Annotated in this window: 14 protein-coding genes and 1 tRNA gene; 9 read left to right on the top strand and 6 right to left on the bottom strand. The window is 67.1% G+C overall.

Annotated elements, in window-relative coordinates; genetic code table 11:
* Positions 1–43 precede the first annotated feature (43 nt).
* From NBE95_RS06580 to NBE95_RS06565, 4 genes are all read left to right on the top strand, one after another.
* Positions 44–1,063: a sugar ABC transporter substrate-binding protein gene (locus NBE95_RS06580; protein ID WP_289893107.1), complete on the top strand. Its 1,020-nt coding sequence runs from the start codon at positions 44–46 to the stop codon at positions 1,061–1,063.
* Between the two features lie 95 nt (positions 1,064–1,158).
* Entirely contained in the window at positions 1,159–2,232 is a 1,074-nt protein-coding gene (locus tag NBE95_RS06575; RefSeq protein WP_289893106.1) for an ABC transporter permease, read from the top strand.
* Positions 2,229–3,023, top strand: a complete 795-nt coding sequence (locus NBE95_RS06570) for an ATP-binding cassette domain-containing protein (protein WP_289893105.1) — start codon at positions 2,229–2,231, stop codon at positions 3,021–3,023. The genes NBE95_RS06575 and NBE95_RS06570 overlap by 4 nt, the downstream gene beginning before the upstream one ends.
* A 44-nt stretch (positions 3,024–3,067) precedes the next feature.
* Positions 3,068–3,682 (top strand): nucleoside/nucleotide kinase family protein, encoded by a 615-nt coding sequence (locus NBE95_RS06565; protein WP_289893104.1) that lies wholly within the window; start codon positions 3,068–3,070, stop codon positions 3,680–3,682.
* Here the strand turns inward: NBE95_RS06565 and mog are convergent.
* The 3 genes from mog to NBE95_RS06550 all read right to left on the bottom strand — a co-directional run bounded on the left by mog (position 3,657) and on the right by NBE95_RS06550 (position 6,195).
* A complete protein-coding gene (mog, locus tag NBE95_RS06560) occupies positions 3,657–4,202 on the bottom strand; it encodes a molybdopterin adenylyltransferase (protein ID WP_289893103.1) in 546 nt (181 codons plus the stop codon). The genes NBE95_RS06565 and mog overlap by 26 nt on opposite strands.
* A gap of 42 nt (positions 4,203–4,244) precedes the next feature.
* Entirely contained in the window at positions 4,245–4,724 is a 480-nt protein-coding gene (locus NBE95_RS06555; protein ID WP_289893102.1) for a VOC family protein, read from the bottom strand.
* A gap of 244 nt (positions 4,725–4,968) precedes the next feature.
* Entirely contained in the window at positions 4,969–6,195 is a 1,227-nt protein-coding gene (locus NBE95_RS06550) for an argininosuccinate synthase (protein WP_019352033.1), read from the bottom strand.
* 156 nt (positions 6,196–6,351) lie between these two features.
* Between NBE95_RS06550 and NBE95_RS06545 the strand changes: the two genes are divergently transcribed.
* Both NBE95_RS06545 and ilvA read left to right on the top strand, forming a co-directional pair.
* Positions 6,352–7,065 (top strand): hypothetical protein, encoded by a 714-nt coding sequence (locus tag NBE95_RS06545; RefSeq protein ID WP_289893101.1) that lies wholly within the window; start codon positions 6,352–6,354, stop codon positions 7,063–7,065.
* Between the two features lie 49 nt (positions 7,066–7,114).
* Entirely contained in the window at positions 7,115–8,353 is a 1,239-nt protein-coding gene (ilvA, locus tag NBE95_RS06540) for a threonine ammonia-lyase IlvA (RefSeq protein WP_289893100.1), read from the top strand.
* A 34-nt stretch (positions 8,354–8,387) separates the two neighbouring features.
* Here the strand turns inward: ilvA and NBE95_RS06535 are convergent, their stop codons facing one another.
* Positions 8,388–8,738 carry an Hpt domain-containing protein gene (locus NBE95_RS06535; RefSeq protein ID WP_019351957.1) on the bottom strand — a complete coding sequence of 117 codons (351 nt, stop codon included), beginning with the start codon at positions 8,736–8,738 and terminating at the stop codon, positions 8,388–8,390.
* 98 nt (positions 8,739–8,836) lie between these two features.
* Here NBE95_RS06535 and NBE95_RS06530 point away from each other — a divergent pair, with 98 nt between their 5' ends.
* The gene (locus NBE95_RS06530) at positions 8,837–10,192 is read left to right on the top strand and encodes an IS1380-like element IS1247 family transposase (protein ID WP_078527637.1); all 1,356 of its coding nucleotides are present in this window, start codon (positions 8,837–8,839) and stop codon (positions 10,190–10,192) included.
* Positions 10,193–10,532: 340 nt separating this feature from the next.
* Positions 10,533–11,804: a fused response regulator/phosphatase gene (locus NBE95_RS06525; protein ID WP_289893099.1), complete on the top strand. Its 1,272-nt coding sequence runs from the start codon at positions 10,533–10,535 to the stop codon at positions 11,802–11,804.
* Positions 11,805–11,823: 19 nt separating this feature from the next.
* On the opposite strand, the gene NBE95_RS06520 is transcribed toward NBE95_RS06525, so the two are convergent.
* Entirely contained in the window at positions 11,824–12,270 is a 447-nt protein-coding gene (locus NBE95_RS06520; protein ID WP_289893098.1) for an NUDIX hydrolase, read from the bottom strand.
* 187 nt (positions 12,271–12,457) lie between these two features.
* Positions 12,458–12,542 (bottom strand) — tRNA-Leu (locus NBE95_RS06515).
* Positions 12,543–12,805: 263 nt separating this feature from the next.
* On the opposite strand from NBE95_RS06515, the gene NBE95_RS06510 reads away from it, so the two are divergent.
* On the top strand, positions 12,806–14,404 hold the full coding sequence (locus NBE95_RS06510) for a GMC family oxidoreductase (RefSeq protein WP_289893097.1): 1,599 nt from the start codon (positions 12,806–12,808) through the stop codon (positions 14,402–14,404).

The following is a 14,404-nucleotide window of genomic DNA, read 5'->3' as shown; positions in this document are numbered from 1 at the left end:
GGCGGAGGCGGCGGTCAGACCCGCCCAGAGGAGGAAGGACATCATGACCAAGACGACACTGCTGCGCGCAGCGCTGGCGGGCACGGCCCTGACCCTGATCGCCGGCATGGCGCAGGCCGACAGCGCCTGTCTGATCACCAAGACCGACACCAACCCCTTCTTCGTGAAGATGAAGGAAGGCGCCGAGGTCAAGGCCGCCGAGCTGGGGCTGGAGCTGAAATCCTATGCCGGCCGCATCGACGGCGACCACGAAAGCCAGGTCTCGGCCATCGAGGCCTGCATCGCCGACGGCGCCAAGGGCATCCTGATCACCGCCTCGGACACCAAGGCCATCGTCGATTCCGTCCAGGCGGCGCGGGACGCCGGGCTGCTGGTCATCGCGCTGGACACGCCGCTGGACCCGATCGACGCGGCGGACGCGACCTTCGCCACCGACAATTTCAAGGCCGGCGAGCTGATCGGCCAATGGGCCAAGGCCACCATGGGCGACAAGGCGGCCGAGGCCAAGATCGCGCTGCTGGACCTGGCGATCTCGCAGCCTTCGGTGGACGTGCTGCGCGACCAGGGCTTCCTGCAGGGTTTCGGCGTCGAGCTGGGCGATCCGCAGAAATGGGGCGACGAGACCGACCCGCGCATCGTCGGCCACGAAGTCACCTCGGGCAACGAGGAAGGCGGGCTGAAAGCCATGGAGACGCTGCTGGCCCAGGATCCCGACATCAACCTGGTCTACACGATCAACGAGCCCGCCGCCGCCGGCGCCTATGAGGCGCTGAAGGCCGTCGGACGCGAAAAGGACGTGCTGATCGTCTCGGTCGATGGCGGCTGCCCGGGCGTGCAGAACGTCAAGGACGGCGTGATCGGCGCCACCTCGCAGCAATATCCGCTGGACATGGCGTCGAAAGGCATCGAGGCCATCGCCGCCTTCGCCAAGGACGGCACCAAGCCCGCCGCGACCGAGGGCAAGGACTTTACCGATACCGGCGTGCAACTGGTCACCGACAAGCCGGTCGAGGGCGTCGAATCCATCGACAGCGCCAAGGGCGCCGAGCTTTGCTGGGGCTGAGCCGCGACTGAACCGCGGGGCGGGGCTGCGGCCTCGCCCTGGCCACAGGCAGCGACGCCCGGAAGCGGCGTCGTGCAAAAGGGGGGAGACCGTCCATGTCATCCGACACCAAGACGGCCGCCGGCTACGAGGAGGGCCTGCAGGGCGCCTCGGACAAGGTGGCCGAGTTCCAGGAACAGAAAACCGCCCTGAAGCGCCTGCAGCACTGGCTGCACATGACGCCCTCGGCGGTGCCGATGATCGTGCTGGTCGCGGCGATCATCGTCTTCGGCCTGCTATCGCCGAACTTCTTCAAGGCGGTGACGCTGTCCACCATCCTGCAGCAGATCGCCATCGTCGGCATCCTGGGCTGCGCGCAGTCGCTGGTGGTGCTGACCGCGGGGATCGACCTGTCGGTCGGAGCCATCGCGGTGTTCTCCTCGGTGCTGATGGGGCAGTTCACCTTCCGCTATGGCATCCCGGCGCCGCTTTCCATCGCGCTGGGGCTGGCGGCGGGCACGGCCATGGGCTTTGCCAATGGCTGGCTGGTCGCGCGCATCAGGCTGCCGCCTTTCATCGTGACGCTGGGCACCTGGCAGATCATCCTGGCCGCGAACTACATCTATTCCGCGAATGAGACCATCCGTTCCTCGGCCATCGGGGAAAGCGCCCCCGCGCTGCAGTTCTGGGGCAATTCCATCCAGCCCGGCGGGGTCAAGGTGCTTTACGCGGTGTTCCTGCTGATCGCGCTGGTCGCGCTTCTGGCCTATGTGCTGCGCCATACCGCCTGGGGCCGGCATGTCTATGCCGTGGGCGACGACCCGGAGGCGGCGGAACTGGCCGGCGTGCGCACCAGGCGGGTGCTGATCCAGGTCTATGCCCTGGCGGGCCTGTTCTGCGCCGTGGCCGGCTGGGTGATGATCGGCCGCTTCGGCTCGGTCTCGCCCTCGGCCTCGACCGGGCAACTGGGCAATATCCAGTCCATCACGGCGGTGGTGATCGGCGGGATCAGCCTGTTCGGCGGCCGCGGCTCGATCGTCGGCATGTTCTTCGGGGCGCTGATCGTCGGCGTGTTCGAAATGGGGCTGAAAATGGTCGGCACCGATCCGCAATGGACCTTCTTCCTCATCGGCCTGCTCATCATCCTCGCCGTGGCGGTGGACCAATGGATCAGAAAGGCATCGGCATGAACGCCAACATTTCCGCAGAACCGCTTCTGAAGGCGCGCGGTCTGGTCAAGCGCTATGGCAAGGTCACGGCGCTGGACCATTGCGACTTCGAGCTGATGCCGGGCGAGATCCTGGCGGTCATCGGCGACAACGGCGCGGGCAAGTCCTCGCTGATCAAGGCGCTGTCCGGCGCGGTCCAGCCCGACGAGGGCGAGATCACGCTGGAGGGCAAGCCGGTGAACTTCGCCAGCCCGCTGGATGCGCGCGGCTGTGGCATCGAATGCGTCTATCAGACGCTGGCCATGTCGCCGGCGCTGTCGATCGCCGATAACATGTTCATGGGCCGCGAGCTGCGCAAGCCCGGCATCATGGGCAGCCTGTTCCGCCAGCTCGACCGCCCGGCGATGGAGAAATTCGCCCGCGAGAAGCTGACCGAGCTGGGGCTGATGACGATCCAGAACATCAATCAGGCGGTCGAGACGCTGTCGGGCGGCCAGCGCCAGGGCGTGGCCGTGGCGCGCGCCGCCGCCTTCGGCTCGAAGGTGGTGATCCTGGACGAGCCGACGGCGGCGCTTGGCGTCAAGGAAAGCCGCCGGGTGCTGGAGCTGATCCGCGACGTGCGCTCGCGCGGCATCCCGATCATCCTGATTTCCCACAATATGCCGCATGTCTTCGAGGTGGCGGACCGCATCCATATCCATCGGCTGGGCCGGCGGCTTTGCGTGATCCGGCCGCAGGACTATTCCATGTCGGACGCGGTGGCCTTCATGACCGGGGCCAAGCTGCCGGACGAGGCGGCGACGGCGGCTTGAACCGCAGCCCCCGCCGCCGCTATTCTTCCCTCGGGATGGTCTGCATGGATGAGATACTGGACCGGATTGCGCGGCTGGGGCCCGGACGGCGGATCGTCGCCATCGTCGGGGCGCCGGGATCGGGAAAATCCACCCTGGCCGCACGGCTGGTGGCCGGGCTGGAGGATGCGGTTCTGGTGCCGATGGACGGGTTCCACCTGGACAACCGGCTGCTGGAGGCGGACGGGCTGCGCGGCTGCAAGGGCGCGCCGCAGACCTTCGACGCCGCCGGTTTCGTGGCGCTGATGCAGCGGCTGAAGGCCGGCGGCGAGTTGGTCTATCCGATCTTCGACCGCGCGCTGGACCTCTCTGTCGCCGGCGCCGGCCGGGTCGAGGCCGGCCACCGGCTGGTGGTGGTCGAGGGCAATTACCTGCTGCTGGATCGGACGCCCTGGCGCAAACTGGCCGGACTCTGGGACTTGTCGATCATGCTGGATGTGCCGATGGAGGAGCTGCACCGCCGCCTGACCGCGCGCTGGCAGGGCCTCGGCCGCTCGCCGGCCGAGGTGATGGCGCATCTGGAGAACGATCTCGGCAATGCCGAACTGGTGCTGCGCGAATCGCTGCCGGCCGATCTTCTGGTTCGGCCCGCGCCTACGGCTTCGGCCGGAACGCCTTGATGCGGGCGGGGTCGGTTTCCACATAGGCCGCGCCGATCAGGTCGAGGCAATAGGGCACCGCCGCAAAGACCGCATCGAGGCAGGTGGCGATGGCCGAGGGCTTGCCGGGGATGGTGATCATCAGCGTGGCGCCGCGGATGCCCGCGCTTTGCCGCGACAGGATGGCGGTCGGCACCTCGCGCAGGCTGGCGCGGCGCATTTCCTCGCCAAAACCCGGCAGTTCCTTTTCGATCACATCCGCCATGGCCTCGGGCGTCTGGTCGCGCGGCGCCGGCCCGGTGCCGCCGGTGATCAGGATCAGGTCGGCGCCCTGGTCGTCGGCCAGGTCGCGCAGACAATCCGCGACCATCTCGCGCCCGTCCGGGATGATGCGGCGGGTGATGTCCATGGGCGAGGTGATGGTGGCGCGCAGCCAGTCCTCGGCCCCCGGCCCGCCCTTGTCCTGATATTCGCCGCGGGCGGCGCGGTCCGAGACGGTGACGATGGCGATATGGGCGGGGCGGTCGGGGTTCTGGGTCATGCCCGCATCCTGCCGCAGGCGGCGTGGGAAGGGAAGCGCGGCTCAGCCGCGCCGCGCCGCCTCGATGGCCGCAACGTCGATCCGGGTCATCTGCATCATCGCCTCGAAAGCGCGCTTCGCCTCGTCGCCGCCGGCGGCCAGCGCATCGGTCAGCACGCGCGGCGTGATCTGCCAGGAAATCCCCCACCTGTCCTTGCACCAGCCGCAGGCGCTTTCCTGGCCGCCATTGCCGATGATCGCATCCCAGTAGCGGTCGGTTTCCTTCTGGTCGTCGGTGGCGATCTGGAACGAGAAGGCCTCGTTGTGCCGAAAGGTCGGGCCGCCGTTCAGGCCGACGCAGGGAATGCCCGCGACGGTGAATTCGACCAGCAGCACATCGCCCGCCTTGCCCGAGGGAAAGTCGCTGGGCGCGTGGCGCACCGCGGTGACCGCGCTGTCGGGAAAGGTCTCGGCATAGAAACGGGCGGCCGCCTCGGCATCCTTGTCGTACCAGAGGCAGATGGTGTTCTTGGCCATGGTCATTTCCGGTTCCTCCCTGGGCCGTTGCCTGCGGGCGAACGCGCCATGGCGGCCACGGTTCCCCGGTTCCGCCGAACGGCGGGTATTTGGAAAACGGTGAATGAGAGGCGCCGGGCCGCCTCCGGCGAGAGCATTTGCGGAAACGAAGGAAGCCGGGCCGGCGCGTCGATTGCGCGCGCGAGCCGGCGCGGCCAGAAAAAAGGCCGCGGAACCTGTCCGCGGCCTTTGGCCTGCGCTGCCGGTGCGGTTACTTGAACCGGGCGTTGCGGTTCGCCACCAGCTTCAGCCGCAGCGCGTTCAGGCGGATGAAGCCCGCCGCGTCCTTCTGGTCATAGGCGCCGGCATCGTCCTCGAAGGTGACGTGCTTTTCGCTGTAGAGCGAATGGTCCGACCAGCGGCCGACCGTATGGGCGCTGCCCTTGTAGAGCTTCAGCCGCACGGTGCCGGTCACATGCTCCTGGCTCTTGTCGATCAGGGCCTGCAACATCTCGCGCTCGGGCGAATACCAGAAGCCGTTATAGATCAGCTCGGCATAGCGCGGCATGATCGAATCCTTGAGATGGCCGGCGCCGCTGTCGAGCGTGATCTGCTCGATGCCGCGATGCGCCTCCAGCAGGATGGTGCCGCCGGGGGTCTCGTAGATGCCGCGCGACTTCATGCCGACGAAGCGGTTTTCCACGAAGTCCAGCCGGCCGATGCCGTGCTTGCGGCCGTATTCGTTCAGCCGGGTCAGGATGGTGGCGGGCGACAGCGCCTCGCCGTTGATCGACACCGCATCGCCGCGCTCGAAGCCGATCTCGAGATATTCGGGCTGGTCGGGCGCCTCTTCGGGGCTGACGGTGCGCTGATAGACGTAGTCGGGCGCTTCCTCGGCCGGGTTTTCCAGCGCCTTGCCCTCGCTGCTGGTGTGCAGCAGGTTGGCATCGACCGAGAACGGCGCCTCGCCGCGCTTGTCCTTGGCGATCGGGATCTGGTTCTGTTCGGCGAATTCGATCAGCCGGGTACGCGAGGTCAGATCCCATTCCCGCCAGGGCGCGATCACCCTGATCGACGGATCGAGCGCATAGGCCGACAGCTCGAAGCGGACCTGGTCGTTGCCCTTGCCGGTCGCGCCATGGGCCACGGCATCGGCGCCGTGCTGATGCGCGATCTCGACCAGGTGCTTGGAGATCAGCGGCCGGGCGATCGAGGTGCCGAGCAGATAGAGCCCCTCGTAGAGCGCGTTGGCGCGGAACATCGGAAACACGAAATCGCGCACGAATTCCTCGCGCACATCGACGATATGGATGTTTTCCGGCGTGATGCCGAGCAGCTCGGCCTTCTGGCGCGCCGGCTCCAGCTCCTCACCCTGGCCGAGGTCGGCGGTGAAGGTGATGACCTCGCAGCCGTATTCGGTCTGCAGCCATTTCAGGATGATCGAGGTGTCGAGCCCGCCCGAATAGGCAAGGACGACTTTCTTCGGCGCGTCGGACATGCGGATGACCCCCAGTGAAATTTCGGCAGGGAATAGGCGCATTCGCCGGGCGTCACAAGGGGCTGGTCCATCATCGCCCAGCGGCCCGGGCTGGCCAATGCCCCGCGGGGCTGGCAAAACCCCGCATATCGCCGCAATCGCAGCAAGAGAGGCACCGTGTTCGCCAAGGCCACCGCTATCCTTCGCCATTCCTGGCGCCAGGTCACCGGCAATCTGGCCGCAAGCGCGCAGATCGCCCTGCCGCGCCTGCTGGTGTCGGCGCTGGTGATCCTGTGCTCGGCCATCGCCATGGTTGCCCGGCCGGACGCCTTTCCGCTGGGTTTCCTGGGCATGGTTCTGGCCATCGCCCTGCTCCTCTCGGTCGCTGTCAGCTGGCATCGCTACGTGCTGCTGAACGAGACCGGGCCGGAGCGGCGATGGGACCGGGTCGCCGCCTATTTCGGCTGGTGGGTGGCGATCTCCTTCCTGGGAGGGCTGGCGGCCCTTCCCCTGCAACTGATGCTGGGTTTGCCTGCGGCGCATGAAGGCTGGATCGGGCTTCTGGCCGGCATCCTTGCCCTTTGGGTCGGCTTGCGCCTGTCGCCCAAGCTGGTCGCCGCGGCGCTTGGCCGGCAGCTTGACCTGCGCGCGGCCTGGCGCGCGACGGGACAAGAGAAAGGCGTCGTCGAGGTGGTGACCGCAATGATCGGCGGGCTTTTCGTCATCCTGGGCGGGCTCGCCGCCGCGGCGGGCGGCTTGCGGGCCGAGGGCGTGCTGCAATATGCCGTGCCGGCCGCCCTGGTCCTGGCCAATCTGATGCTGGCGCTGTTCAACCTGTCGATCATCACGACCCTTTACGGCCATTACATCGAAGGCCGTCCCCTGCGCTGAGAGCGTGAAAACCCTTGCGAATCCGCCCGTTTCGCGCCATGGCCGGGGCATGGAAAACTTTGCCGCCTCTGTCCGCCAGGCAGAGATCGCGCTGCGCGACCTCTTCGAGCCGACGCCCCTGCAGAAGAACGACCACCTCTCGGCGAAATACGGCGCCGAGATCTGGCTGAAACGCGAAGACCTGACGCCGGTGCGCAGCTACAAGCTGCGCGGCGCCTTCAATGCCATGCGCAAGATCGGCGCCGGCTCGCTGGGACATTTCGTCTGCGCCAGCGCCGGCAACCATGCCCAGGGCATGGCCTTTGCCTGCCGGCATTTCGGCACCAAGGGCACGATCTTCATGCCGGTCACCACGCCGCGGCAGAAGATCGACAAGACCCGCATCTTCGGCAATGGCGCCATCGAGATCGTGCTGACCGGCGACTATTTCGACCAGACCCTGGCGGCGGCGCAGGAATTCGCCAAGGCGCAGGGCGCGACCTTCCTGTCGCCCTTCGACGACCCGGACATCATCGAGGGCCAGGCCACGGTCGGGCTGGAACTGCTCGACCAGCTGGGCGGGGCGCCGGACGTGGTGGTGCTGCCGGTCGGCGGCGGCGGTCTGGCCGCCGGCGTCACCCGGCTGCTTTCCGAACTGGCCCCCGGCACACGCGCCGAATTCGCCGAGCCCGAGGGCGGCGCCAGCCTGCGCGAGGCGCTGCTGGCGGGCGCGCCGGTGACGCTGCCGGCGGTGGACAATTTCGTCGATGGCGCCGCGGTGGCGCGGATCGGCGACCTGCCGTTTCGCGCGCTGGCCGGCTTCGGCGCCGACCGGGTCCATACCGCGCCCGAGGACCGCATCTGCGCCACCATGCTGGAGATGCTGAACATCGAGGGCATCGTGCTGGAACCCGCCGGGGCGCTGGCGGTGGACGTGCTGCGCGACATGACCGACCTGGCCGGCAAACGCGTGGTCTGCATCTGTTCGGGCGGCAATTTCGACTTCGAGCGCCTGCCCGAGGTCAAGGAGCGCGCCCAGCGTTTCTCGGGCCTCAAGCGCTATTTCATCCTGCGCCTTCCGCAACGGCCCGGCGCCCTGCGCGATTTCCTGCAACTTCTCGGCCCCGAAGACGATATCGCCCGCTTCGAATACCTGAAGAAATCGGCGCGCAATTTCGGTTCGGTCCGGATCGGCATCGAGACCACCACCCCCGGCAACCTGGAACGGATCTGCGAAAGGCTGGAAGCGGCGGGGATGGGCTATCGCGACATCACCCGCGACCCGGTTCTGGCCGAGTTCCTGATCTGACGGCCCATGATCCGTCGGCCAAGGGCGATCCGGCTCAGGCACGGCGCGCGGACCGGGGCGGATGCAGCTCTGCTTCCAGGCGGTGCATCAATGCCTGTTTCGATTCGGAATAGGCCCGCAGCAACCGCTCGACGCAGACATCGCGCGGCTTGCCGGCCGAGGCATGCCGCTCTCCCTCGTCGCAGAGATGGCCGAAATCCGCAAAACCCAGGTTCCAGGCACAGCCCTTGAGGAAATGCAGGTCGGTTTCCAGCCGCAGCGCATCCTGGCGCGACAGGCGCATCATCACCCCTTCGACCTCGTCCAGGAACAGTTCCAGAATGGTCTGGAACTCGTCGTCGCCGACTTCGCCGCGCAGTTCGTTGATCCGGTTCCAATCCAGCATGGACCCCACATTTCCCAAGTAAGGCGCTGATTTCGCTGTCCTGACCATTATATTTCCTATATAAAACATGGTGTTGAAGGCTGCGAGGGGCGCGTTTCATGGATCACCCAGAGGGTGCGGGCTTGCAACGGGCAGATCGGGTGGATTTCGACCCTCGCGTGCGGCTGGAATTTCGCGGCACGCAGCTCAGTTCCGACGGCGGCCTTCTGGTGATGCGCGAGCTTGATGACGCGCTCGGGTTGTCCGATTTGGCGTCAGCGGCGCTGCGCGATACTCGCTCTGGCAAGAACACGGTCCATCGGCTCGACGGCCTGTTCCGGCAATCAGTCTTTGGGCGGCTGGCCGGATACGAGGATGTCAACGACGCCAACCGTCTCGCCTGCGATCCGGTCATGCGCCAAGTTGTCGGCGGCAGAGCGGTCGATGCACAAGCGGCCTCGGCATCGCAGATGGGACGGTTCGAGACCGAGACGCTGGCTCTGGCCGGGAACCGTGCCGCGCTGGCCGACCTGAACGGGCAATGGATCGACCGGTTCCATGACCGTAACGGGCTGAAGTACATCGTTCTGGACATGGACAGCTCGGTCAGCCCGACCCATGGCGACCAGGAAGGGTCCGCCTGGAATGGCCATTTCGACTGTAGCTGCTATCACCCCAACTTTCTGTTCAACCAGTTCGGGATGCTGGAACGCTGCGCCCTGCGCCATGGCAACGTCCACAGCGCCGATGGCTGGCGTGATGTTCTCGACCCCGTCATTGCGCGCTACGCGGAGCGCGACCTTGGTGGCAGGTTCTTCCGGGCCGATGCTGCCTACGCGATCCCGGCGATCTATGAGCGATTGGAAGAAGCGCGGTTCTTCTACGCCATCCGGCTGCCCGCAAACGCGGTCCTCAAGGACAAGATCGCGCATCGGCTAACGCGCCCTGTCGGGCGGCCGTCACTGACCAAGGTCAAGCGGTTCTTCGAGGAATTCGAGTATCAGGCGGCGTCCTGGGACAAGGAACGCCGGGTGATCGCCAAGATCGAATGGCATCCGGGCGAACTGTTCCCGCGTGTCGGCTTCATCGTCACCAACCTGCCGATGGAGCCGGACTGGGTGGTGCGGTTCTACAACCAGCGCGGCACCGCCGAGCAGCACATCAAAGAGGGCAAATACGCCTTTCGCTGGACGCGGCTGTCGTGCCGGAAGTTCCGCGACAATGAGGTGCGGCTGCAACTGCACGCCCTGGCGTACAACCTGGCCACCTTCTTGCACTGCATCGAGCTGCCCGAGGCCATGGCCGACTGGTCGTTGACCAGCCTGCAACTGAAGCTGATCAAGATCGGGGCACGTGTGGTCCGTCACGCCCGCACCATCACCTTCCAGCTGGCCGAGGTCGCTGTCACCGGCACGATGGTACGCGCCATCCTCGCCGCTATCCGCCGATTGCGAGCGCCACCGCTATGCGCATGATCGCGATCCACGCTCAAACTGAACGAAAGCGGCTGGACAGATCTGTCCGCTGCGCTGAAAAACGCCGCCCCTGGGCAAGGAAACAGCGGCTTCGCGGTCTGATCCGTCCAGATCCAGCAGTCTGCGCGACCGCAGGTGCCGCTTGCGGCAGAAAATCCTTGTCTAGCGCTCGGATACAGGCGATCTTCACCTCAAACGACACGCCACTTGGGGAATGCAGGTGGACAACCCTTGGGAGAATCACGCCCTGACGATAGCAGGAAATTCATCTACCGCGTGTTAATCGCGAAAATTGTCATGATTAACGGAGTTTTCAGACCCGACGGTTTAGATGCTCGGCATGATGATCCTCGACAGCCAGGCCGTGAGTTCGATCCCGCACAGTTCGCGGCTGGTGCTGCTTGTCGACGACAGCCGGGCGCAGCGGCGCACGCTTGCCGTGCAGCTGATCCGCGCCGGCTATCACGTGGTCGAAGCCTCGGGCGGCGAGGAGGCGATGCGCATCTGCCTGGAGCGCCGGCCGGACATCGTGATCTCGGACTGGATGATGCCGGGCCAGAGCGGGCTGGAATTCTGCCGGCGGTTCCGCGACATGCAGTCGGACCGCTACGGCTATTTCATCCTGCTGACCACCCGCAACGACAAGAAGGACATCGCCGAAGGGCTGCGGGCCGGCGCCGACGAATTCATGACCAAGCCGGTCTCGGGGGCGGAACTGCTGGCGCGGCTGTCCGCCAGCGAGCGCATCCTGCGGATGGAGGAGAACCTGCGCAGCGCCAATGCGCAACTCAGCACCACCCTGGCCCGGCTGCGCGAAACCCAGGCCGCGATCGACCGCGACCTGCGCGAGGCGCAACGCCTGCAGCAGGGGCTGGTGCGCGAGCGTCACGGGCGATTCGGCGATTTCGACCTGTCGCTGCTGATGCGGCCGGCAGGCCATATCGGCGGCGACCTGGTGGGCTTCTTCCCGATCAACGGCCGACGGATCGGGCTTTTCGCGCTGGACGTGGCCGGCCATGGCGTGGCGGCGGCGCTGCTCAGCGCCCGGCTGGCGGCGCTGCTGTCCAGTGCCGCCGACCACAATATCGCGCTGCGCATCACCGAGCTGGGCCTTTACGATTCCCGCCCGCCGGCCGAGGTGCTGCGCCACCTCAACATCCTGATGCTCGAGGAATTGCGGACCGATTCCTATTTCACCATGGTCTATGCCGACCTGGATTTTCTCAGCGGCCGGCTGCGACTGGTGCAGGCGGGCCATCCCCACCCGGTTCTGCAGCGCGCCGATGGCCGGATCGAGCGGATCGGACGTGGCGGCCTGCCGGTCGGGGTGTTTCCGCGCGCCGATTACGAGGAAGTGCAGCTTGTTCTGAGGCCGGGCGACCGGCTGTTCATCACCTCGGACGGCCTGACGGAAAGCGAGAATGCCCGCGGCGAGCCTCTGGGCGAGGAGGGGCTGCAGGCCATCCTGCGCACCAATGCCCTGCTGCGCGGCGACGCGCTGCTGGAATCGATCTGCTGGTCGGCGGCGCATTATGCCGGCGGACAGCGCAACGACGACATCTCGGCCGTACTGATCGAGCGCAGAAAGGAGGCCGATCCGCCCTGGGACTAGCCTGGCCGCGACGACCGTCCTATTCCGCCAGCCGGCGCAGCGCGGCGCGGACGAAGGCGCGCGAGCCGGGGTCGGGCAGCAGCGCCTCGACCCGCGGCAACGGCAGCCAATGCGCCTCGTGCCCCGGCTCGCCGGGCAGCCCCAGCCGGGCGATCGGCCGGGCTATCCAGACCGAACACAGTTTCTCGGCCCAGAATTCATAGTCCGGCATATAGCAGAACCGCCGATAGGCCCCGAGCCGTCGCGCCGAGCCGATGGTCCAGCCGGTTTCCTCGCGCACCTCGCGATGCAGGGCGGCCAGGGCCGATTCGCCGGGATCGATGCCGCCGCCCGGCAACTGGAACTCGGGTTCGGGGGCCTGTTGGAAGGTCAGCAGCGCCGATCCGTCGCGGATCAGTAGCGCATAGGCGCCCGGGCGCAGGCGATAGGCCCGCCGCCCCGGCGGCGGTCCGAAACGCGGTATCATCCAGCCCCCTTCCCTTCCTTGCCCCATGCCGCCGACGCCGCGGCGCAGGCGTCCTGCCGCTGCCCCGGCATCAAGGCCGGCGATTTCGTGGTTCCGCCAATATCCAGACGGCCGCGCCACCGGCGGCCCGTCCGGCCGAGAATGCAAAAGCCGCGCAAACCCAAAGGCTTGCGCGGCTTTTGTCTTATGGTGCCCAGGAGAGGACTCGAACCTCCACGCCTTGCGGCACACGGACCTGAACCGTGCGCGTCTACCAATTCCGCCACCTGGGCAGGTCGCGTGAGCCGGGTGATTAAGGCCAGTCGCGGGGGGTGTCAACGGGGGATCTGCAAAAAACCTTCACAGGCCGCAAAACTTTTCCCGGCGTCCTGAGAACCGCCCCGCGCCGGCACGCCGGCGGCCGGAAATCGCCCTGCGCCGCCGCGCCCGGAATTGCCTTGTCCTTTGATTCAGCTTGCCGTGCGAAGCCGCGCGGGACTAGAACATTTCGTCGACCAGTGTCTTTGTCATCAGTTCAAAACCAGACGGATCCTCCATGGATGACCTCAGAACCCGCGAATGGGATGCCATCGTGATCGGAACGGGTATCGGCGGGGGCACCGCAGGGCGGCGTCTGGCCGAAGCGGGCCTTTCGGTCCTCTACCTGGAGAAGGGCCGGGATCTGGGCGACGCGGACCTGCCCGCGCTGGGCCTGGACAGCCGCGACCCCGAGACCCGGCTTGCCAATGGCGCCTGGCCGCGGCTGCTGGAGGCACAGCTCGACGGCGCCTGGTGCGAACTCGACGGCATGATCGGCGCCGGGGTCGGCGGAACCTCGGCCTTCTATGCCGCCACGCTGGAACGGCCCGAGCGCCACGATCTGGAATCGGTCGAGGGGCATCCGCATCCGACCGGCGGCTGGCCAATCTCCTATGACGGGATGCGGCCCTGGTTCCAGCTGGCCGAGAATTATTTCCACATCAACGGCGAGGTCGATCCGCTGGCCCCGAACGGCGCGCAGCTGTTGCCGCCGGTCCTGCCGCTGCCCGCCTCGGATGCGGCGTTGATATCCGCGCTGCAGCGCACCGGAATGCACCCCTATCGCACGCATATCGCGGCGCGCTTCCTGCCGGGTTGCGAAAGCTGCTTCGGGCGGCGCTGCCCGCGGCGCTGCAAGATGGACGGCCGCTCGGCCGGGGTGCTGCCGGCACTGGAGACCGGCCGCGCGGCCCTGATCGACCGCTGCCCGGTGACGCGGATCGAGGCCGACGGCGCCCGCGTCACCGGCGTGACCTGCCGCCGCGACGGGCAGGAATTCACCCTGCGCGCCAAGCGTTACGTGCTGGCGGCGGGCGGGCTGGCCTCGCCTTCGCTGCTGCTGCAGTCGCGCAGCGAGACCTGGCCCGACGGGCTGGGCAACGGCAACGACCTGGTCGGCCGCAACCTGATGTTCCACCTGAGCGAGATCATCGCGATCTGGGCCGGCCGGAGCCGGGGCGAGACCGGCGCCTCGCGCTCGATCAGCATGCGCGATCTGTATTTCATGGACGGGCAGCGCTTCGGCACCGTGCAATCCATGGGCCTTTCCGCCGGATTCGGCGAGATCCTGCACGCGCTGAACGGCCGGTTCGAGCGCTCGCCGCTGCGCCGGCTGCGGCCGCTGCGGCACGGATTGCGCATCCCGGCCATGGTCGCGGCGCGGCTGCTCGGCAATGCCAAGCTGTTCGTGGGCGTGCTCGAGGATCTGCCCTATGCCGACAACCGCGTGCTGTCCGACCCGACCGACCCGGACCGGCTGCGCTTCCATTACGACATCTCGGACGAACTGCGCAGCCGCCGCGCCGCCTTCCGCAAGGCGATGCGCCAGGCCTTCCGGCCGCATCGCGCCATGTTCATGGGCGCGGCGCCGCAGCTGAACTTCGCCCATCCCTGCGGCACGCTGCGCTTTGGCGACGACCCGGCCGACAGCGTCTTGGACCGCGATTGCCGGATGCACGGGCTGGACAATCTCTATGTGGCGGATTCCTCGTTCATGCCGACCTCGAACGGGGTCAATCCCAGCCTGACCATCGCCGCCAATGCGCTGCGGGTGGCGGACGCGATCGTCGCAGGCTTGCGGCCACGGCTTGCCGCTGGCGGAAGCCTTGGCTATTGA

The sequence above is a fragment of the Paracoccus sp. TOH genome (genome assembly GCF_030388245.1).
Classification (GTDB): domain Bacteria; phylum Pseudomonadota; class Alphaproteobacteria; order Rhodobacterales; family Rhodobacteraceae; genus Paracoccus; species Paracoccus simplex.
This window is presented reverse-complemented; position numbering and strand designations above follow the sequence as displayed.